General features: G+C 44.3%; 16 protein-coding genes and 1 tRNA gene. 8 read left to right on the forward strand and 9 right to left on the reverse strand.

What is annotated here, in order from left to right; translation table 11 throughout:
* Positions 1–138 precede the first annotated feature (138 nt).
* From NL647_RS15530 to NL647_RS15555, 6 genes are all read left to right on the forward strand, one after another.
* Entirely contained in the window at positions 139–900 is a 762-nt protein-coding gene (locus tag NL647_RS15530; protein ID WP_005450450.1) for a DeoR/GlpR family DNA-binding transcription regulator, read from the forward strand.
* A 115-nt stretch (positions 901–1,015) separates the two neighbouring features.
* Entirely contained in the window at positions 1,016–2,848 is a 1,833-nt protein-coding gene (gene glmS, locus NL647_RS15535) for a glutamine--fructose-6-phosphate transaminase (isomerizing) (RefSeq protein ID WP_005450449.1), read from the forward strand.
* 222 nt (positions 2,849–3,070) lie between these two features.
* On the forward strand, positions 3,071–4,147 hold the full coding sequence (locus NL647_RS15540) for a YdiY family protein (protein WP_253650373.1): 1,077 nt from the start codon (positions 3,071–3,073) through the stop codon (positions 4,145–4,147).
* 131 nt (positions 4,148–4,278) lie between these two features.
* On the forward strand, positions 4,279–4,656 hold the full coding sequence (locus NL647_RS15545; protein ID WP_009698839.1) for a DUF3316 domain-containing protein: 378 nt from the start codon (positions 4,279–4,281) through the stop codon (positions 4,654–4,656).
* A 73-nt stretch (positions 4,657–4,729) separates the two neighbouring features.
* The gene (locus NL647_RS15550) at positions 4,730–5,419 is read left to right on the forward strand and encodes a heavy metal response regulator transcription factor (protein ID WP_253650374.1); all 690 of its coding nucleotides are present in this window, start codon (positions 4,730–4,732) and stop codon (positions 5,417–5,419) included.
* Complete coding sequence (locus NL647_RS15555) at positions 5,412–6,806, forward strand: heavy metal sensor histidine kinase (protein ID WP_253650375.1); 1,395 nt, start codon at positions 5,412–5,414, stop codon at positions 6,804–6,806. Before NL647_RS15550 ends, NL647_RS15555 begins: the two co-directional genes overlap by 8 nt.
* Here the strand turns inward: NL647_RS15555 and NL647_RS15560 are convergent.
* The 6 genes from NL647_RS15560 to NL647_RS15585 all read right to left on the reverse strand — a co-directional run bounded on the left by NL647_RS15560 (position 6,760) and on the right by NL647_RS15585 (position 14,125).
* Positions 6,760–7,404 (reverse strand): HAD family phosphatase, encoded by a 645-nt coding sequence (locus tag NL647_RS15560; RefSeq protein WP_253650376.1) that lies wholly within the window; start codon positions 7,402–7,404, stop codon positions 6,760–6,762. The genes NL647_RS15555 and NL647_RS15560 overlap by 47 nt on opposite strands.
* Positions 7,405–7,506: 102 nt before the next feature.
* Positions 7,507–8,037: an MltR family transcriptional regulator gene (locus tag NL647_RS15565; RefSeq protein ID WP_005450437.1), complete on the reverse strand. Its 531-nt coding sequence runs from the start codon at positions 8,035–8,037 to the stop codon at positions 7,507–7,509.
* Between the two features lie 86 nt (positions 8,038–8,123).
* Entirely contained in the window at positions 8,124–9,272 is a 1,149-nt protein-coding gene (locus NL647_RS15570; protein ID WP_253650377.1) for a mannitol-1-phosphate 5-dehydrogenase, read from the reverse strand.
* A 114-nt stretch (positions 9,273–9,386) separates the two neighbouring features.
* Positions 9,387–11,339, reverse strand: a complete 1,953-nt coding sequence (locus tag NL647_RS15575; protein WP_017190060.1) for a PTS mannitol transporter subunit IICBA — start codon at positions 11,337–11,339, stop codon at positions 9,387–9,389.
* A gap of 600 nt (positions 11,340–11,939) precedes the next feature.
* Positions 11,940–13,688, reverse strand: coding sequence for a lysophospholipid acyltransferase family protein (locus NL647_RS15580; RefSeq protein WP_053049217.1), 1,749 nt, complete (start codon positions 13,686–13,688; stop codon positions 11,940–11,942).
* Positions 13,689–13,831: 143 nt separating this feature from the next.
* On the reverse strand, positions 13,832–14,125 hold the full coding sequence (locus NL647_RS15585) for a hypothetical protein (RefSeq protein ID WP_017817264.1): 294 nt from the start codon (positions 14,123–14,125) through the stop codon (positions 13,832–13,834).
* A gap of 163 nt (positions 14,126–14,288) precedes the next feature.
* Between NL647_RS15585 and NL647_RS15590 the strand changes: the two genes are divergently transcribed.
* Together NL647_RS15590 and NL647_RS15595 are read left to right on the forward strand one after the other, a co-directional pair.
* A complete protein-coding gene (locus NL647_RS15590) occupies positions 14,289–15,008 on the forward strand; it encodes an SIMPL domain-containing protein (RefSeq protein ID WP_005450432.1) in 720 nt (239 codons plus the stop codon).
* Between the two features lie 229 nt (positions 15,009–15,237).
* Positions 15,238–15,510, forward strand: coding sequence for a hypothetical protein (locus tag NL647_RS15595; RefSeq protein ID WP_009698831.1), 273 nt, complete (start codon positions 15,238–15,240; stop codon positions 15,508–15,510).
* A gap of 112 nt (positions 15,511–15,622) precedes the next feature.
* Here the strand turns inward: NL647_RS15595 and NL647_RS15600 are convergent.
* From NL647_RS15600 to dnaG, 3 genes are all read right to left on the reverse strand, one after another.
* Positions 15,623–15,698, reverse strand: a tRNA-Ile gene (locus NL647_RS15600).
* 145 nt (positions 15,699–15,843) lie between these two features.
* Positions 15,844–17,706, reverse strand: a complete 1,863-nt coding sequence (rpoD, locus tag NL647_RS15605; RefSeq protein ID WP_009697585.1) for an RNA polymerase sigma factor RpoD — start codon at positions 17,704–17,706, stop codon at positions 15,844–15,846.
* A gap of 99 nt (positions 17,707–17,805) precedes the next feature.
* Positions 17,806–19,566: a DNA primase gene (dnaG, locus tag NL647_RS15610; protein ID WP_253650378.1), complete on the reverse strand. Its 1,761-nt coding sequence runs from the start codon at positions 19,564–19,566 to the stop codon at positions 17,806–17,808.
* Between the last annotated feature and the right edge of the window lie 66 nt (positions 19,567–19,632).

Here is a 19,632-nt window from a genome sequence, read left to right on the forward strand (position 1 = left end):
CCAATATCACTGTTTAAGAATTGTCTTAGGACAAGGTTTTATCGAGAAATATTAATTTTTTGGATCGAAATAAATGGACTTAAAAGTTTCGTTTTGACTATAATAAATTTCAAACCGAAACTTAAAATCAAAACATAAATGTCGAAACGAAACACTCAACTAAGAAGACACGCCATTTCTAACCTAGTAAATGAGCTTGGGGAAGTCAGCGTTGATGAACTGGCGCAGAAATTTGAAACCTCAGAAGTCACGATTAGAAAGGACTTAGCTTCTTTAGAGAAAAATGGACAACTTTTGCGCCGTTACGGTGGTGCGATTTCGATTCCAACCGAAGTTATTCATGAAGAATTGAGTCCAATTGTTTCGAGTCGAAAGTTAAGTCTAGCAAAAGCGGCGGCATCACTGATTCGTGACCATAACCGAATTGTGATCGACAGTGGCAGCACAACAGCGGCATTGATTCAGCAATTAAACGACAAACGTGGTTTGGTTGTAATGACCAACTCGTTGCATGTCGCAAATGCACTTAACGAATTAGAGAGCGAACCAACCCTGTTAATGACAGGTGGAACTTGGGATACGCACTCAGAATCCTTCCAAGGCAAAGTAGCCGAATCTGTACTAAGAGCTTACGACTTTGACCAGCTGTTTATCGGTGCTGATGGTATCGATTTAGAGCGCGGAACCACAACGTTCAATGAATTGGTTGGCTTAAGCAAAGTCATGGCAGAAGTCTCTCGTGAAGTCATTGTCATGATCGAGTCTGAAAAAGTCGGACGCAAAATTCCGAACTTAGAGTTGGCTTGGGACCAAATTGATGTATTGGTTACCGACGCAGAGTTACAGCCAGAACACAAAGCACAGATTGAACAACATGGCGTAAAAGTCATTTGCGCCTAATCTAACTAAGTAAACAGTTTCATATTTCACTTCCCTCTGGATAAAGGCCTTTGCTTGCTGCCTCTATTTGAAACCATGGCTAGGGAAGAACAAAACTACAAACGGAGATAAACACATGTGTGGAATCGTAGGTGCAGTAGCACAACGAGATGTTGCAGAAATTTTGGTTGAAGGTCTACGTCGCTTGGAATACCGCGGTTATGACTCAGCGGGCGTAGCGATCGTTGATGGCGAAACCAACCTAACGCGTATTCGTCGTCTAGGTAAAGTGCAAGAGCTGGCAGACGCAGTTGATCAAGCAAAAGTGATCGGCGGTACTGGTATCGCACACACTCGTTGGGCAACACACGGTGAGCCTTCAGAAGTGAACGCACACCCACACATGTCTGGTGACATCGCAGTAGTACACAACGGCATCATCGAAAACCACGAAGAGCTACGTGAGCTACTTCAATCTCGCGGTTACGTATTTGAATCTCAAACGGATACTGAAGTTATCGCTCACATGGTTGAGTGGGAGCTTCGCACTTCAGAAACATTGCTTGAAGCAGTACAAAAAACAGCAAAACAACTTGAAGGTGCATACGGTACAGTGGCACTGGATCGTAAAGATCCTTCACGTATTGTTGTGGCGCGCTCAGGTAGCCCAATCGTTATTGGTTTTGGTGTGGGTGAAAACTTCCTCGCGTCTGACCAACTTGCGCTACTTAACGTAACACGCCGTTTCATGTACCTAGAAGAAGGTGATGTTGCTGAGATCACTCGTCGTGACGTAACGGTATTTGATGCAACAGGTGAGCGTGTAGAACGCGAAATCACAGAATCAAACGCGGAACACGACGCAGGTGACAAAGGTCAATACCGTCACTTCATGCAGAAAGAGATCTACGAACAACCAACAGCGTTGATCAACACAATGGAAGGTCGTATCACGGCAGACTCTGTTGTCACTGAAGCAATCGGTGTTAACGCGGCAGAAATCCTAAGCAAAGTGGAACACGTACAAATCGTTGCATGTGGTACATCTTACAACGCTGGTATGACAGCACGTTACTGGTTTGAAGACATTGCGGGCGTGAGCTGTGATGTAGAAATCGCGTCTGAATTCCGTTACCGCAAGTTTGTGACGCGTCCAAACAGCCTATTGATCACGCTTTCTCAATCTGGTGAAACCGCCGATACGCTAGCAGCACTTCGCCTAGCAAAAGAGAAAGGTTACATGGCGGCAATGACCATCTGTAACGTAGCGGGTTCTTCTTTGGTTCGTGAGTCTGACTTCGCATTCATGACACGTGCAGGCGTGGAAATCGGTGTGGCATCAACTAAAGCGTTCACGACTCAGCTTTCTGCGCTACTCATGCTAGTGACGGCACTTGGTAAGCAACAAAACCGCATTAGCAAAGAGAAAGAAAAAGAGATCGTAGAAGCGCTTCACGCTCTACCGAAACAAATCAATGCAGCGCTGTCTTTCGAAAAAGAAATTGAAGCACTAGCACCAGACTTTGCCGATAAACACCACACTCTATTCCTAGGTCGTGGTGAGTTCTACCCAATCGCGATGGAAGCGTCTCTAAAACTAAAAGAGATCTCTTACATTCACGCAGAAGCCTACGCGGCAGGTGAATTGAAACACGGTCCTTTAGCATTGATCGATGCAGATATGCCAGTTGTGGTTGTTGCACCAAGCAACGATCTTCTAGAGAAGCTGAAATCAAACGTTGAAGAAGTACGTGCTCGTGGTGGTCTGCTTTACGTATTTGCCGATGCTGACGCAGGCTTCGAAGGTGATGAGACAATGAAGATCATCACAATGCCACACGTTAGTGAAATCACGGCGGCGATCTACTACACCATTCCAATGCAGCTACTTTCTTACTACGTAGCGCTGATCAAAGGTACGGACGTAGATCAACCACGTAACCTAGCGAAAGCGGTAACCGTAGAATAATCAACACATGGTGTGATTAAGATTACACTTGTTTATGTTGCGCTATGTAAGTAGCGAGAACCTAAAGCGAAGTCACATGACTTCGCTTTTTTTATGCTTGTTGACATGGTTATGATGCGCAATACGTTGACATTCACTTGTTTACTTTCTGACACGTCGGACGGCGAGCATTACTATCGTAAGCCCAACGGATGTGGTTTCTATTGAACTGAAAAGGTCACTATGAAAATCAAACTCTTGGCAGTATGTATTGTTTCTTCGTTCTACCATCACTACGCCTTAGCAGATGAAGAAAAAACGCAGCAACGCAAAAGCCAAACAGTATTTATTGATGAAAACGATGATTGGCTACAACTTAAATCTGGCGAGGTGATCAAAGGCGAGTTAACGGGGACAATCAAAGAAGAAACGAACTCGTTCGATCAAGAGATTGAACTGGAAGATATCGCGATATTAGAAACAGCGAGCTTTTTTACCATTCGAACCGCAAGCGGTGATGTTTTCGACGGTTACTTGTCGATTCGTGATGAGCAGCTGTACTTGACTAATGACGGTGAAGAGATGGCGTTTCCTATTACGGATGTTGTATCGATTTATCGCGGGGCAGAGAAAGATTCTGATCATTGGACGACCGAGATTTTCTTTGGTTTAGACATTAGCAAAGGCAACACCGATGAGTTTTCACTGCTCGGTGAAGTGGAAGCGGAAAGAAATACCGTTGGCTCGCGCACTAAGTTAAAAGCGAAGCACGAAAACTCCAAGACGAATGATAAAACGACGGCAAACAATAGTTCGTTTGATGGCTCCTACGATATCTATTTGAGCAATCGTCTGTTCTTTCGACCGCTCAAACTCTCTGTACTCAGTGATGAGTTTCAAAACATTGAATACCAGGTTAATGCTTCAATGCAGATGGGTTACTTTATCATTGCCAATTCACAAACAGAGTGGGATGTCTCTATTGGTCCCGGTTATCAGTACACCGATTTTAAGACGGTAGAAGAGGGGGAATCGGGTGACGCGACCAGTAACACGCTGGCGTTTGAATCTAACTTTGAGTATGAACTGACCGATGACATCGATTTGAGCCATACCTATAACCTGAATTGGGCAAGTAACGACGCGGGCGGCGCCCGTCATACCAATGAGCTAGGTTTCGATATCGATCTTGTTGATGATCTTGAACTTAGCATTAAAGCCGTTTGGGATCATGTCTCTGACACCAAAGCCGACTCGGAGGGGGTAGTACCAGAGAAAGACGACTACAAATTCCACTTTGGTTTAACTTACGAGATTTGATTATGCTCCTTGTGAGGCGAAGATGATTGTTGGATTTATGACAAAAATGTCATCTTTGGGATAGGTTGGTGTCAGGTGTCTTGTTGAATAATGAAGTCATTGAAAACAAACACACTGAAAAGGTCATCAACATGAAAGCAATGAAAACCGCTCTCCTTGTCGCAGCTATGGCAATCACTAGCGCATCCGCGTTTGCCAACCCTATCTTCACTAGCGGTAATTATGTGAGCAGAGAAGAGATGAAGACTCTCTCTGTGGAACCTACCGCAACGTCAGATGCCGCATACCAACAAGCTTTCGCTGAACTGAATGCTTTGAAAAGCATGTCGGCTCGTGAGCTTAATAAAGAGCTGAATATCTCTAACTTCAATATTGCATCTAAGAGCACTCATCTGAAAGACAGTGGGTTCATCACGGTTCAAGAACGCATGAACGCAGATGGGCAGCTGGAATATGTCGGTACAGTGAATGTCAAAGTGCACTATGCAGAGCGCGACAGTAATCGATAAAAGTGAAGCGTGAAAAGAGTATGATGTTGTTGCGTCGTACTCTTTTTTTGATGGCTGAGGTTGAGGATAGAAGTTGAAATTACTGATTGTAGAAGATGAATTGAAAGCCGGAGAATACTTGCAAAAAGGGCTGGTAGAATCGGGTTATGTTGTTGACTGGGTGCGCGATGGTGTAGAGGGGCTGTATCATGCAACAAGTGAGTCTTATGATCTTATTCTTCTCGATATCATGTTACCAAAGCTCGACGGTTGGCAAGTCCTTAACACCCTGCGTAGCAGTGATATCCATACCCCGGTCATTATGCTTACGGCTAAAGAACAAATTGAGGATCGTGTTCGTGGTTTTGAATTAGGAGCCAATGATTACGTCGTCAAACCTTATGCCTTTGCCGAGCTTCTGGCGAGAATTCAAAATGTGTTTCGCCATCATACTTCCTCGCGAGTTTTAACTTCTTCGCAGACGCTGCAAATAGCCGACCTAAAGCTGGACATGATGAAGCGAGTTGCGACGCGGAACGGGCAAACCATCACTTTAACTGCCAAAGAATACGCGCTACTTGAGCTTTTGATGCGAAAAGAGGGACAAGTCCTATCACGAACGACCATTGCTTCACTGGTGTGGGATATGAACTTTGATAGCGACACCAATGTTATCGATGTTGCCGTTAAGCGATTGCGCCAAAAGGTCGACAAACCGTTTGAGGTACCTTTGATCCACACCGTTAGAGGGATGGGCTACAAGTTGGAAGCTCTTGATGCGTAAGTTACCAGCCAACCTCTCTATGCAAAACAAGCTCGTTTTGATGTTTGTTGGCACGACATTGGTGGTATATCTCGCTTTAGCATTCATTCTGTATTACACCATCGAACGTCATTTCTTTACTCAAGATTACAACGACACAGTGACCAAATATAACTCGATAGAAAAGACGATGCTGGTCTCGCCGGAGTCAGCTTATCTACTTATCGACAATAGCTCTGTCTATATGTGGGCATTTAAAGAGGAAGCACTGACTTACAAAAACTCGACGCTCTCTATCCCTAAGGATTTGTCGTTGACGCTGAGCTCTCCACAGATCTTAAATCAAAACAATGCGATAGAGTGGCGTGAAAACTCGTTAGATATTCGAGCGTTCGCTTTTAAAACCAAAGATGTCACTGTTGTTATTGGCGTGAGCATCAACCATCATCGATTATTCTTAAATAAGCTTGGTTGGATCTTATTTTGGTCTTTAGGCTTCGCATTTATTGCATCGACGCTATTTAGCCGGGTGATCGTTAATCGCGGTTTAAAGCCCATTTTGACCTTAAATAAGCACATTCAACACATCACACCAGAACAGTTGGATATCCGCATTGCCCCAGAAACCTTACCAGTAGAGCTACGTGAACTTGCTACTAAGCACAATGCCATGCTGGATCGGTTACAAACTGGTTTTCATCGTTTGAGTGAGTTTTCTTCTGATATTGCTCATGAGCTCAAAACGCCTTTGACCAATATTACGACCCAAAACCAAGTGATATTAGGCGCGTGCCGTACATCGGAGGAATACCAAGAAGCGATTGCTTCTACGCTTGAAGAGTTAAACCGAATTACCAAGACCATCAATGATTTGCTGTATATCGCAAAAGCGGAGAATAAGCTTATCCATCGACACAACGAGCACTTCGCTGTTCATGAACAGCTTGCTCACTTAATCGAGTACTTTGACATACTGGCGGAAGATTCTGCTTTGAGCATCATCACTTCGGGGCAAGCGATGTTGTACATGGATCGAAATATGTTTGAGAGAGCGGTAGGGAATTTGCTCTCTAATGCCATTCGCCATGCTTATGATGAAACAACGATTCGTGTTGATGCCGAGCAGAGTGATGAGTTTGTCACCATTACCGTTCACAACGTCGGTGAGACGATACCTAAGCAAAATCTACCGTATCTATTTGATCGCTTTTATCGAGTCGACAAGTCACGCCAACATTCTGGCAGCGTTGGAGCTGGGCTAGGGTTGTCGATCACACAGTCGATCGTTCACGCTTATAATGGCAAGATCACCGTGACTTCAGAAGAACACCAAACCCAGTTCTGTTTAATATTGCCCGCAGCTAAAGCGTATCCAGAAGCGGAATCACTTCCTCAAGAGATGCTTTAATTATCACTTTATCTTTAAATTCCTGCAGTGGTGGCAGTAAATCTGGAATCATCACGGCGTGGCATTCAGCAGCGAGAGCAGCTTTAATGCCATTGTTCGAATCTTCCAATACAAGGCTTTCTTTTGCATCGATGCCGAGGTGGTGACAAGCCATTTGATAGCAGTCGGGGTTGGGCTTACCACGTTTTACATCTTCAGCGGTAATCACTAAATCGAACTGGGTAAGGTACTCAGTATTATTGAAGTTATGTTTTACTTCTGGGAGATGAGAAGAGGTCACAATAGCAGTGAGCAAACCACGTTGTTTAATGGCTCGTAACAACGAATCGAAGCCAGGTTTGAGTGCAATACCTTGGTCTCTGAGGTGATGGAAATGCTCATCTCGCACAGCCTTGTAGCGCGGCATATCGATGGCTTGTTGAAAATGCTCGGCGAGTATTCTTTCACATTCAGGGTCTTGGACGCCGATGAATTGTTGATAGAAATCATCAGTGATGGCTAAGCCTTGCTCGGTGGCGGCGTACTGCCAACTCTGTTTGTAGATAGACTCGGTGTCGAAAATCAGTCCATCCATATCAAAAAGTACAGCTTTTAACATTGGTAGAGCTCCTACGTAGGGTGTAGAGCGGCTGACATTGATTATGTTGTTATACCTAAGCAACCTCGAATCCTTTTGAAGGTAACTTGGGTATAAATAGCGTTAGAATGGGCTCTCTTTGCCGAGTTCATTACAGATTTCGACAATAGCAAGCGAGAGCCCTGACTTAATGATTTGTTGTTGACGTTGCAGTTGAAGCTGATAAAACTCAAGGTCGATGTCGTCATCTGGTTCGCTGACTTCGAGTTGTACCATACCCATCTTCTTCACCAAGTGCAGTTTTTTGATTGGCTCTAGAATATTGGGGTCTGTGAACTCGTAATCAGAAGCGTCACTATTGAGTTGGTTTTTGAGTTTGATGATGTCTTCGATGTCGTGATAAATGTCATCGGGAAGCACACCTAAGCCAAACAATAACTTCAAACGAACAGATAGATCGCCCAGCGGTCCTGAGTCTTGTAGCAGCGGACCGACCACAGATTGGACAGCGAAGTTATCTTTACGAAAAATTCTTTGCACTAACCCATCGATCGAATCGTTAAATACGTCGACGGTTGCAATAAAAAAGCCTCGTACCGAAGGTGCGCTGTTTAATCGCTCAATGATCTCGGTTTCGTTGATGTTATCTGCCATATACTGAATACATTTCTAATTATTAGTATCCCCATCTCTTTAAGTGGATAAGGATATAGAAGGGGAGCCAAGCTCCCCTAGGTAAATCAAAGTTGGTTGTAAAGTGTCTCGATTTGAGCCACTTCAGCACTGTCTTCTGCAAGACCTGTGTATGTCGCTAGCGTCTTCTTCACACCCACTTCTTTTAATGAGATTTGCAGTTCTACTGCTTGTGGGTCGGTGTCGTTAGTGTACTTCAACGCAGCAGCAATGCCTTTCAAAAGAGTTTTATTTTCAGTGCCATACTCAATTGTACCGAGTAAAGGCTTCACTAATCTATCGTTCGCCCCCAATTTACGAATTGGTTGGCGACCAACACGATCAACTTCATCAACTAAGTAAGGGTTGGCAAAGCGACCTAGGATCTTTTCGATGTAAGCGTTGTGCATGTCGCGGTCAAAACCGTAGCGTTTGAGCAGTACTTCTCCGCTTTCTTGCATTGCTTGTTTTACTTCTGCGTGAATGCTTGGGTCTTCAATTGCTTCGCGAATAGTGCGATGTCCTTTCAAGCAACCTAAGTAAGCGGTAATGCAATGACCCGTATTTAGGGTGAACAGCTTACGCTCGACAAACGCCATTAGATTGTTGGTTCTTTCCATGCCAGCGATATCAGGGATTTCACCTTTGAATTGCTGTTCATCCACAATCCATTCACTAAAACTCTCTACCGTGACTTCTAGTGGGTCATCGTTCGCGGCTTCTGCTGGTGGTACGATGCGGTCCACTGCGGAGTCGACGAAGCCAACTAGCTCGTCTGCTTTTGCGTGTAATGATTCATCCAAATGTTTGTACACTTCACCTTTTAGGTGAGTCGTGCCACGAACCATGTTTTCGCACGCGATGATGTTCAACGGTTTTTCGTTGCCTGCCGCAAAGCGCTTTGCAATGCCGGTCGCGATGGTTTTTGCAATGATGTCCAGTACGTTGGGACCTACGGCAGTGGTTACCAAGTCAGTTTTTACAATGCGATCGATGACATCTTCGCTGGCGGAGTTAACAGCGGTGACGTGGGTTACGGTGTCAATCTGGCATTCCGTACCGACCACTTTTACTTTGTATTCTTGTTTGTGGCTAAGTTGATCAACCAGTGGAGCATCAACGTCTGCAAATGTGACCTCGACTTCTGCATCTGCCAATAGTTTTCCGATGAAGCCACGACCAATGTTACCTGCGCCAAAATGAACTGCGTTTTTCATAATTCTTACCTACCAATGTCTGAAATGTTGACTAAAACGAATCTAGGGTGAGGCCAACCGCATAGGGGGTGACAGCTGACCTCGGTTTGCTCAGGAGCAAATTAAAAGGAGTGATTAAGCCGCTTGCTGACCACCAAGGATGTTCAGAATCTCTTCTACATCGTTGGTGCTAGTTAGCTTCTCAATTGCCTCCGGCTCATCGAGCGCGTTTGTAATGGTGGTAATCACCTGGATGTGCTCATCGTTCTTAGCGGCAATACCGATAACCAGTTTTGCTACATCATCGTCGTCTTCAGTAAATTGGATACCCGCAGGGTATTGGCAGATTACAATGCCTGTTTTCTTCACGCGGTCTTTCGCTTCTACGGTACCGTGAGGTACTGCGATAGATTCGCCTAGGTAAGTTGGAACCAACGCTTCACGTTCAAACATCGCGTCTACGTATTCTGGTTCTGCGTAGCCAAGTTCAACCAATTTGTTGCCTGCAAAGCGAATGGCTTCTTCTTTGTTGGCTGCTTTCAAACCTAGGTGAATGTTCTCACGTTGAATTTGGAATACAGATGGTTGCTGTGGCTCAAAGCTGTCGTCGTTCGCCGCCATTACCGACACTTTTACCATTTGGTCGTCATTGGCTGCGGATTGGTTTTGTGCTGCTAGTAGTTTGGTGACTAGCTGGTTGTACATTTCGCTGTCTAGGAAGTTCGTCAATGAAATGTGGTGTGCGTTCGGAGCATGCTTACGTGCACGATCCGTTAAGTCTTTATGAGTAATCACGATATCTGCACTCTCTGGTAAGTTGTTAATAGCAAGGTTGGTTACATGGATGTTCAGACCGGCGTCTTGAACCTTTTTGCGCAGCATGCTTGCACCCATTGCGCTTGAACCCATGCCCGCATCGCAAGCGACAATGATGCTTTGTACTGTCGCTAGGTCTACGTCACCTTTGCTTTGGCTGTTTACCACCGCATCGTTTTTAGATGCAGATTTCATGTCTTTCATTTGTGATGTTGCTTTCTCTAGTGCAGCTTCATCACCGTCTTCTTCTGTTGACGTTTGCGTCTTCATTAGTAGTGCCGCTACTGCGAATGACACACCTGTTGCTGCTGCGATAGATGCGAGTACACCTACGATTGAACCTTTCTGAGTCATCAACAAGATAGCGAAGATTGAACCTGGTGATGCTGGAGAAACGATACCTGCGTTAAACATTGTTAGAACGAATACGCCAGTCATACCACCTGCAATAGCTGCTAGGATTAGGCGAGGGTTCATTAAAATGTATGGGAAGTAAATTTCGTGGATACCGCCGAAGAAGTGGATGATTGATGCACCACCGGCAGTTTGACGAGCCGTTCCTTTACCAAACACCATGTAAGCCAGCAAGATACCTAGACCAGGACCTGGGTTCGCTTCGATTAGGAAGAAGATAGATTGACCTGTCTCAGACGCTTGTTGGATACCTAGTGGAGAGAAGATACCGTGGTTGATCGCGTTGTTTAGGAACAGGATCTTCGCAGGTTCAACGAAGATTGAAGTCAGTGGTAACAGGTGAGCAGATACTAGGAAGTTAACGCCAGCTGCTAAGCCACCAGATAGAATTTTTACGAATGGACCGATAAAGATAAAAGCAAGAATCGCACATAGCATGCCGATGATGCCTGCAGAGAAGTTGTTAACCAACATCTCAAAGCCACTTTTTACTTTACCATCGATGTAGTTATCGAATTTTTTGATCGCCCAGCCACCCATCGGACCGACCATCATTGCACCCATAAACATTGGGATGTCTGTACCGACAATCACACCCATTGTTGTGATTGCGCCGACTACCGCACCGCGATCGCCACCGACTAATTTACCACCGGTATAACCGATAAGCAGTGGTAGCAAGTAGGTAATCATAGGACCAACCATAGAGGCTAACGTTTCGTTAGGTAGCCATCCAGTTGGGATGAATAGAGCAGTGATAAAGCCCCACGCGATAAACGCGCCGATGTTTGGCATTACCATGTTTGACAGAAAACGACCAAAATTTTGTATCTTGATCTTGGCATCTGGTGATATCATAACAATTCCCCGTTCGATGTTCTGATGAATATTGTTGTAGTAAACGGTTCGCCAAAACCGCTTGTTTGATTGCTTAGTACCCAATCAATTTACCACACATTTTCCAATTGGAACTGACAACGGGTTTTTCGTGATCTACGCCCGCATTTCCTAGGCTGAGAAACGGTTTTTAAGTGACTTGGATCGACTTATTGACCTGTAAATAAATAACAAAAAGCCACTTTCAAATCTGTCAATAAAAATACTAGTGATCAATTCGATCTTCTGACAAATTTAAATCCAAAATACTTTGTGATTTAGATCACTTTTGATTTCTTTTGAAATCCGAATTAAATACTGCAAGCGATCAATGTCACACTTTGTGTTGTGTTGTCTGGTCTTGTAAGTGTGATCTATATCTGGTTTGGTAATTTGTGAAAGTTTTTGACGTAATTAGCGTGACCAATGTCATCGCTAAGGTTTTGATAAATTGCGTTGATGAATGTCTTTTCGAGCCACTTCACGCAGTGATATGTCATTAGTGATAGAAAGATTAGAAGTGCATTGCTCTAGGGCTTCATTCTATCCATGACAACGCACTTTTCATTGATATTTCAATACTCAGCGGTGTTGACCTAAGTAACGGTGAGCCTGCTCGCCCCCCATGTACCGTGCTAATGTTTTTTCTTGGACATTACGCAAGTCAACCATGATCAATCCATCCAAAGCGTTGTTGAATGCTGGATCTACATTGAAGCAAACCAGCTTGCCGTTGAGACTTAAATACTGACGTAGCAACACTGGCACACCTTTCCCTTCGTCAATTCTGGCAATCACTCGAGACAGTAGTTGTAAATCGCCTAATGCCGTAAGCATGCTGGTATTCCAACCACGATGGTTCTCTGGCAGAGGGTTAGATGGCGTGACGTATTCCGCACAGTCTTTGTCATAGTGGTGCAGTGTCATTGATTGAGCCAACAACTGGCGTGCTGTGTCGCTGTAGTCATTGCTGATACTGACTGGACCAAATAGGTGTGTGTAATCTGGGTTTTGATGTACGAAGGTCGCAATGCCTTTCCACAGTAGCAATAATGCACTCATGCTCTTTTGATATTGCTGAGCGATCACCGAACGCCCCATCTCGATCGATTTTCCCATCTGATCTAAAAAGCATTGGTCATAGTTAAACAGCGTACGTGAATACAGACCTTCTACACCACGCTTCTCAATCAGTTGATCAACCAGACCTAAGCGATAAGCGCCGACCAAGCATTGGTTTTCTCTGTCCCACACAAATAGGTGCAGATAGTCATGATCGAAGTGATCAATATCTATCGCTAATCCAGTGCCTTCACCAACTTGACGAAAATTGAATTCACGTAGACGACCAATTTCATGCAGTAGAGAAGGAATGCTCTTCGCCTCAGCACAATAGACATCGAACTCTCCACTTTCGAGTAGCTTTGCTTCTTCTGGTAGGTTGTTCAGTTCTTCAAGCAATTCGCCTATGGGTAACCCTGCCGCAATTGGAGAGAGCATTTCCGAAGAGGACGAGGGCTTGATTGGTTGGGTGTCACGATTAAGTAAATAAGTATTGAGGCGCAAATAGTTAACGACCTGATCATTGTTAAGTGTGTTGAGCTCTTTAAATTTTATGGCTTGCCCAAACGAAAGCTTGATGGTTTGTGCGTGTTTGTTCAATAGCTCTCGACCAAGCATTAGGGTACGCAAAAGTGGGTGGATTTTCCCCGCCATGTAAAAGCGTTTGGAATTTTGACCACTGATAAAGACTGGTACCGTGGTCGCTTTGTTTTTGCGGATAAGGCTACTGACACTGCGGCTCCACTCTTTGTCTTCTAAACGTTGTGGTTTCGCATCGATTAATTGCGATACTTCACCGGCAGGAAAGACGAGTAATAAGCCACCATTAGCCAGATGCTTGTTGGCTGCTCTAAGTGCTTTCATGTTGGATTTGACAGCGTCTTTGCCTTCAAATACATCGACGCCAATGAAGAGCTGATCCAGCTCAGGAACGGTCTTAAGGTATTGATTGGCTAAGATTTGAATATCACCCCTGACCATCAACAGCAGCTCCGCCAAGATCACGCCTTCCACACACCCTAGAGGGTGGTTCGCCACTATGACGGTTGCACCTTGTTTAGGAACAGAGTCGAGTGAACCATGAGTGATACGATAATTGATGCCCAAGATATCCAGGGTAAAGCGGAGAAAGGTTTTGGTGTCGGCATTGATAGGTCGTTGGGCGTAGAACTTATCAAGTTGGTTTAAACCCGTTGCCCATTCAGTAACATTTTCACCAATGCCAAATGGCGTTTTACGAGGGAGACGAAAGGGGGTCGAACTATCCATATTTACCTCAGCGTACAAGTTGCTGATTGGATGGTAGAAATTACAGATGACAGTTCAGAGGCAAAAGCATGAGCCTTTGATGACAAAGCCGTGAAGCTTTATTGAACAAAGGCTATTCACCCAGATTTATGAGGGGAGTTTGTTTATGATTTATCACCGGCAAACATCAGGACGCTCATGGTGTTAAGCGTTTTACTGATTGACTCTATAGAGCTTAATACCTGTTTGGTTGGTTCATTTTCCAATAGTAGACGACCATCAAACCCCTTGGTTCCACAAGGCTCTTCTTCGCAAGCCAATGTTCGCTCTTCATGCGTATTTTCTTCGGTGATTTGCTTATCAATCGTTGGGTCTTCAGAGGTCATATTGTTGGCACTAAAACAAGAAGTTGAGATGAAGACACCACTAATAATAAGCATTAACTTTGTTTTCAACATGATGATTAACTCAATAATAAAACACTGTTCGATTTTATGTTATTGTCTTCATCATTTCGAGTGATATGACAGAAATTTAGCTTTTGGTCGCTATTTTGTTGCCATTCGTAGGCTATCTTATCTGCATAACAAATTGATTGGTTTAACGAAATCAGGAGGATGAATGGAGAACGTTTCCAACAAAGCGTCAATATGGTTAGGGCTGTGTCTAATTATTGGTTTGGGAGTGTTGGGTTTCTTTATCCAGCAGACAGCGGTGAAATACAAAGCGTATGAACGTGTGGTTACGGTGAAAGGCTTGTCTGAGCGAGAGTACCCAGCGGATACAGTAATTTGGCCTATTCAATTTACTGTGGCGAGTAATGATATGACCGCAATGTTTGATGACATTGATCAGCAGACTAAGCTGGTCATCGATTTTCTTGTGGCAAAAGGACTGAATGAATCAAACTTCTCTCTGTCATCACCAGCTGTCATTGACCGTAAAGCTCAGCAATATGGTAGTGAGCAAGATATCGAATATCGCTACCTCGCAAACCGAACTGTGACGGTTTACAGCCAGAACATTGATTTGGTGAGAGCGGCAATCAATGAAATTGGCGAACTAGGCAAACAGGGCGTTTTATTAAACCAAGATCCTTACTCGAATCGTGTGGAGTACAGCTTTACTAAGCTTAACGAGATTAAGCCTGATATGATTGAGGAAGCGACGAAGAATGCACGAGAAGTAGCAGAAAAATTTGCTAAAGACTCACAGAGCTCGCTCGGTAAAATTAAGCGAGCGACACAAGGTCAGTTCTCAATTTATGACCGAGATAGCAATACGCCTTACATCAAGAAGGTACGCGTTGTTTCAACTGTTCAGTATTACCTATCGGACTAAGTAAGATTATCTCAAGTTTCAACCTAATCTCACAAGCCAGTCATTTGACTGGCTTTTTTATGTTCAATCGATTGCATTATAAGTGCTGTAGGTTTTCTCGTTTATGCAAGTGATCTTTTATAAAACTAAGTTCTTATTTGTTTGGCAATGAAGTTGATAAAAGTCAATTCACAGAAGGAGTTAGAGGCGTAATTTTGACCGCACTTATTAGCTAGAAGGAATTACTAGAATGGCCTTTAAACATTACCTCAGAGAGTTGTTAGGCTTAACCATTGTTGTCTCTGTGGTATTCGGAGTATTGAGTATCTTACTGGACTTCTGCGCTCTTGTAGCGCTGTGCGAACATCAAGAGAATATTGCCCATATTTTTTTCCATGAATCGTTCTACTTTATCGCATTCCTGATCCCGCCTTATTTCTTATGGAAAGTGATTAACCGTCCCGGCTTAGTTTCAGCAACAGAAGAGTATCAGGTCAGCAAGCTTGAGTTAGAGCGCCCTTAGCTGGAAATAAACCTAAACGTAAATGCTTGGCTTGCGATGAGGATATTGGATGGAATCTCTATCTTCCAGATACAACAAAGGCCCGTAGATTTCTCTACGAGCCTTCTGAATATGGTGGCCCCTCCCAGACTTGAACTGGGGACCAATCGATTATGAGTCGACTGCTCTAACCACTGAGCTAAGGGGCCTTAATAGGTCAACGATTATAGGGGAAGCGTTGCGAGGTGTCTAGCCACTAGGTGGGGCAATTGCGCTTAGTTTTTATTCACTTAGCTTCACAGATAATAAAAAAGGCGACCCATTGGTCACCTTTTTTGATTTTAATCGCTTCGATTACTCGTCTAGGAAGCTGCGCAGTGTTTCTGAGCGGCTTGGGTGACGTAGTTTACGTAGTGCTTTCGCTTCGATCTGACGGATACGTTCACGAGTAACGTCGAACTGCTTACCTACTTCTTCTAGAGTATGGTCAGTGTTCATGTCGATACCAAAGCGCATACGAAGTACTTTTGCTTCACGTGGCGTTAGACCTGCAAGTACGTCTTTCGTTGCCATTTTCAGGCTCGTTGCCGTAGCAGAATCTAGTGGTAGCTCTAGCGTAGTATCTTCGATGAAATCACCTAGATGCGAATCTTCGTCGTCACCGATTGGTGTCTCCATAGAGATTGGCTCTTTAGCGATCTTCAGTACTTTACGAATCTTGTCTTCTGGCATTTGCATACGTTCTGCCAGTTCTTCCGGTAACGGCTCACGACCCATCTCTTGTAGCATTTGACGAGAGATACGGTTTAGTTTGTTGATCGTTTCGATCATGTGTACCGGAATACGAATCGTACGTGCTTGGTCCGCGATTGAACGAGTGATTGCCTGACGGATCCACCACGTTGCGTAAGTCGAGAACTTGTAACCACGACGGTATTCGAACTTATCTACCGCTTTCATCAGACCGATGTTACCTTCTTGGATTAGGTCCAAGAACTGTAGACCACGGTTGGTGTACTTTTTAGCGATAGAAATTACTAGACGTAAGTTCGCCTCAACCATCTCTTTCTTCGCACGGCGAGCTTTCGCTTCACCGATAGACATACGACGGCTGATGTCTTTAATGTTTTGAACGTTCAGAGAAGTCTCTTCTTCAATCATTTTTAGTTTAGCGATTGAACGACGGATTTCTTCTTCGTTACGTTTGATCTTCTCAGCGTATGGCTTGTCAGATGATAGGATTTCATCTAACCATGCTTCGCTTGATTCGTTACCTGTGAACAGCGCGATGAACGATTTCTTCGGCATTTTGCCGTATTCAACTGCAGACTTCATGATCAGACGTTCTTGAGTACGAACGCGATCCATTGCTGTGCGCAGTTCATTCACTAAGTGGTCGAACTGTTTTGGTGTTAGACGGAATTCTTTAAATACGTCTAGCATCAACTCGTTAGCTACTGTTGCTTTCGGGCTTTCGTAACCGTGCTCGTTGATTGCAAGCTGAAGGTTTTGGTATGTGCTGCGTAGCTGGTTGAATTTCTCAAGCGCAAGCTCTGGGTCGATACCTACATCTTCTTCAGTGTCATCTGAATCGTCATCACTTTCTTCGTCTTCATCAACGTCTTCTTCGTCTTCTTCTTCTAGCTGAGATTCAGTTAGTTCAGAACCGATGTGCGTCGCTGTTGGTGCAGCTGTGTCGTCTGCATCAGGGTCAACAAATCCAGAGATTAGGTCAGTTAGACGAAGTTCTTCTGCTTGAACTTTGTCAAACTGCTCAAGAATGTATGGGATAGTGCCAGGGTATTCAGCAACAGACGATTGAACTTGGTTAATACCTTCTTCAATACGTTTTGCGATGTCGATTTCGCCTTCGCGAGTCAGCAGCTCTACAGTACCCATTTCACGCATGTACATGCGCACTGGGTCTGTTGTACGACCAATTTCACTTTCTACGCTAGAAAGTGCTGCTGCTGCAGCTTCAGCTGCATCTTCATCGGTGATGTTTGTGTCATCGTTCAGTGCAAGATCATCAGCATCAGGAGCAGTTTCTACTACCTTGATGCCCATGTCGTTGATCATCTGAATGATGTCTTCTACCTGTTCTGAATCTACGATTTCAGCAGGTAGGTGGTCGTTTACTTCGGCGTAGGTCAGATAGCCTTGTTCCTTGCCTTTAATAACAAGTAACTTTAGCTGTGACTGCGGATTTTGATCCATAGACGGTATCCAACTTCGTAATCTGGTGAAGGAATCAGTATGCGAAATGCAAACCACTTACTATAACAAATTAAATTGTTGCTGACTAATTAAACAGGGTTACGCTTTTAAATCTAGCATCAAAGCTAGCAGCTCCCTTTTCTCTTCGGCTGATAAACCGACACTTCTTGCTTTGGCCTGCAGGTTTTCAATTTGTTTTTCTACGCACTGGGCAATAATTTTATCCAGTGAGTCTAAAAATATTTCTTCTTGGTTGTCTTCATCGAGGGGAATATCCCAGCTCGCGAGACGAGACAGAAGGGTCTCATTTTGGCTGTTTCGCCAATGCTCTAATAATTGGCCAGTGTTGATATGGGGATGCGCCTGACATTTATCAAGTACATCAACAAATAAACTTAGGCCTGGTATGGATAAATCTCTCACTGAGGAAAGATCTGGTACCATTTGAGCATAGCTCGGATTCTGAATAAGTAGAGCGATTACCTCGCGCATCGGAGTTCGTTTGATCTCTTTGTGCGGCTGAGGTCGACTTTCACCCGTCTTTTTACGTGGTTGACGTAAGCGGTTATCAAAACCCGTGCGTTCATCAAGCAGCTTTTCGAGTAACTCCTGAAAATAGGGATCAGGAATCTTGTCAATCAATGCACTCGCATAGGCTCGTAGTGCTGATTTACCTTCATTATTACCCAAGTTGATTTGGTGTAATTCAATCAGGTTATCAAAGAGATAACTCGAAAGCGGTGTGGCTTGTTCTATTTGCTGTTCGAAGGCTTGCTTGCCATATTTTCGAACGTAGCTGTCAGGGTCTTCACCGTCAGGTAAGAACAGGAACTTCAATGTATTACCCGTTTTAAGGTACTGAAGTGCATTTTCTAGCGCGCGCCATGCGGCTTCTTTACCTGCTCGGTCACCATCGTAACAACATACGACGGTATTCGTTTGCCTAAACAGCATTTGAATGTGGTCGCCAGTAGTTGACGTGCCCAAAGAGGCGACAGAGTAATCTACGCCATATTGCGCCAACGCGACAACATCCATATAACCTTCAACCACCAAAATTCGTGGTGGTTCACGATATGCTTGTAGCACTTCGTAAAGACCATAAAGCTCTTTACCTTTATGGAAGATAGGCGTTTCTGGTGAGTTCAGATATTTTGGAGTGCCGTCACCAAGTACGCGACCGCCAAATCCAATCACTCGACCACGGCGATCACGAATGGGGAACATGATACGACCACGGAAGCGGTCATAGCGGTTACCTTTATCGTTCTCGATCAACATGCCGCCAGTCACAAGCATGTCTTGGTTGTCTTTGTTCTGACCAAAGTTTTTACGGACCAAGTCCCATTCATCCGCCACATAGCCGATGCCAAACTTCTGTACGATTTCACCCGACAAACCGCGGTCTTTTAGGTACTCAATCGCCACTTTACTTGTTGGCTGCTTGAGTTGGTTACGATAGAACTGAGCAATGCTGCCCATGATATCGTAGAGACTACGCTTTTCGCTGCTGCTGGCTTGTGGTCCTGAGCTAAATTGACCGCCAACACCACTGCGTTGTTCGCGTGGTACATCTAATCCAAGATAAGATGCCAGTTCTTCAATGGCTTCGACAAAGTCTAGGCGTTCGAACTCCATAATGAAGTCGATGGCATTGCCATGTACGCCACAACCAAAACAGTGATAAAACTGCTTTTCTTGGCTAACGCTGAATGACGGTGTCTTTTCGTTATGGAAAGGGCAGCAAGCGCCGTAGTTTTTGCCTTTTTTCTTAAGTTTCACGCGCGCGTCGATGATATCGACAATATCGAGTCGAGCTAGGAGGTCATCAATAAAACTGCGAGGGATGTGTCCAGCCATAAAACCTAACAAAAAAAGAAAATCATGATTGGTGTGAATGGGTTACAGAGAAAAGCATGTGTGCGG

Origin of the sequence: Vibrio sp. Y29_XK_CS5 (genome assembly GCF_024181835.1) — a bacterium.
In the GTDB taxonomy this organism is placed as follows: domain Bacteria; phylum Pseudomonadota; class Gammaproteobacteria; order Enterobacterales; family Vibrionaceae; genus Vibrio; species Vibrio harveyi.

Bases quoted from the DNA above. Each gene is read 5' to 3' on its own strand.
- NL647_RS15575 (WP_017190060.1), bottom strand. From the start codon at position 11,339: ATGATATCACCAGATGCCAAGATCAAGATACAAAATTTTGGTCGTTTT.
- glmS (WP_005450449.1), top strand. From the start codon at position 1,016: ATGTGTGGAATCGTAGGTGCAGTAGCACAACGAGATGTTGCAGAAATT.
- NL647_RS15570 (WP_253650377.1), bottom strand. From the start codon at position 9,272: ATGAAAAACGCAGTTCATTTTGGCGCAGGTAACATTGGTCGTGGCTTC.
- dnaG (WP_253650378.1), bottom strand. From the start codon at position 19,566: ATGGCTGGACACATCCCTCGCAGTTTTATTGATGACCTCCTAGCTCGA.
- NL647_RS15540 (WP_253650373.1), top strand. From the start codon at position 3,071: ATGAAAATCAAACTCTTGGCAGTATGTATTGTTTCTTCGTTCTACCAT.
- NL647_RS15565 (WP_005450437.1), bottom strand. From the start codon at position 8,037: ATGGCAGATAACATCAACGAAACCGAGATCATTGAGCGATTAAACAGC.
- NL647_RS15590 (WP_005450432.1), top strand. From the start codon at position 14,289: ATGGAGAACGTTTCCAACAAAGCGTCAATATGGTTAGGGCTGTGTCTA.
- rpoD (WP_009697585.1), bottom strand. From the start codon at position 17,706: ATGGATCAAAATCCGCAGTCACAGCTAAAGTTACTTGTTATTAAAGGC.
- NL647_RS15530 (WP_005450450.1), top strand. From the start codon at position 139: ATGTCGAAACGAAACACTCAACTAAGAAGACACGCCATTTCTAACCTA.
- NL647_RS15595 (WP_009698831.1), top strand. From the start codon at position 15,238: ATGGCCTTTAAACATTACCTCAGAGAGTTGTTAGGCTTAACCATTGTT.
- NL647_RS15560 (WP_253650376.1), bottom strand. From the start codon at position 7,404: ATGTTAAAAGCTGTACTTTTTGATATGGATGGACTGATTTTCGACACC.
- NL647_RS15585 (WP_017817264.1), bottom strand. From the start codon at position 14,125: ATGTTGAAAACAAAGTTAATGCTTATTATTAGTGGTGTCTTCATCTCA.
- NL647_RS15545 (WP_009698839.1), top strand. From the start codon at position 4,279: ATGAAAGCAATGAAAACCGCTCTCCTTGTCGCAGCTATGGCAATCACT.
- NL647_RS15580 (WP_053049217.1), bottom strand. From the start codon at position 13,688: ATGGATAGTTCGACCCCCTTTCGTCTCCCTCGTAAAACGCCATTTGGC.
- NL647_RS15555 (WP_253650375.1), top strand. From the start codon at position 5,412: ATGCGTAAGTTACCAGCCAACCTCTCTATGCAAAACAAGCTCGTTTTG.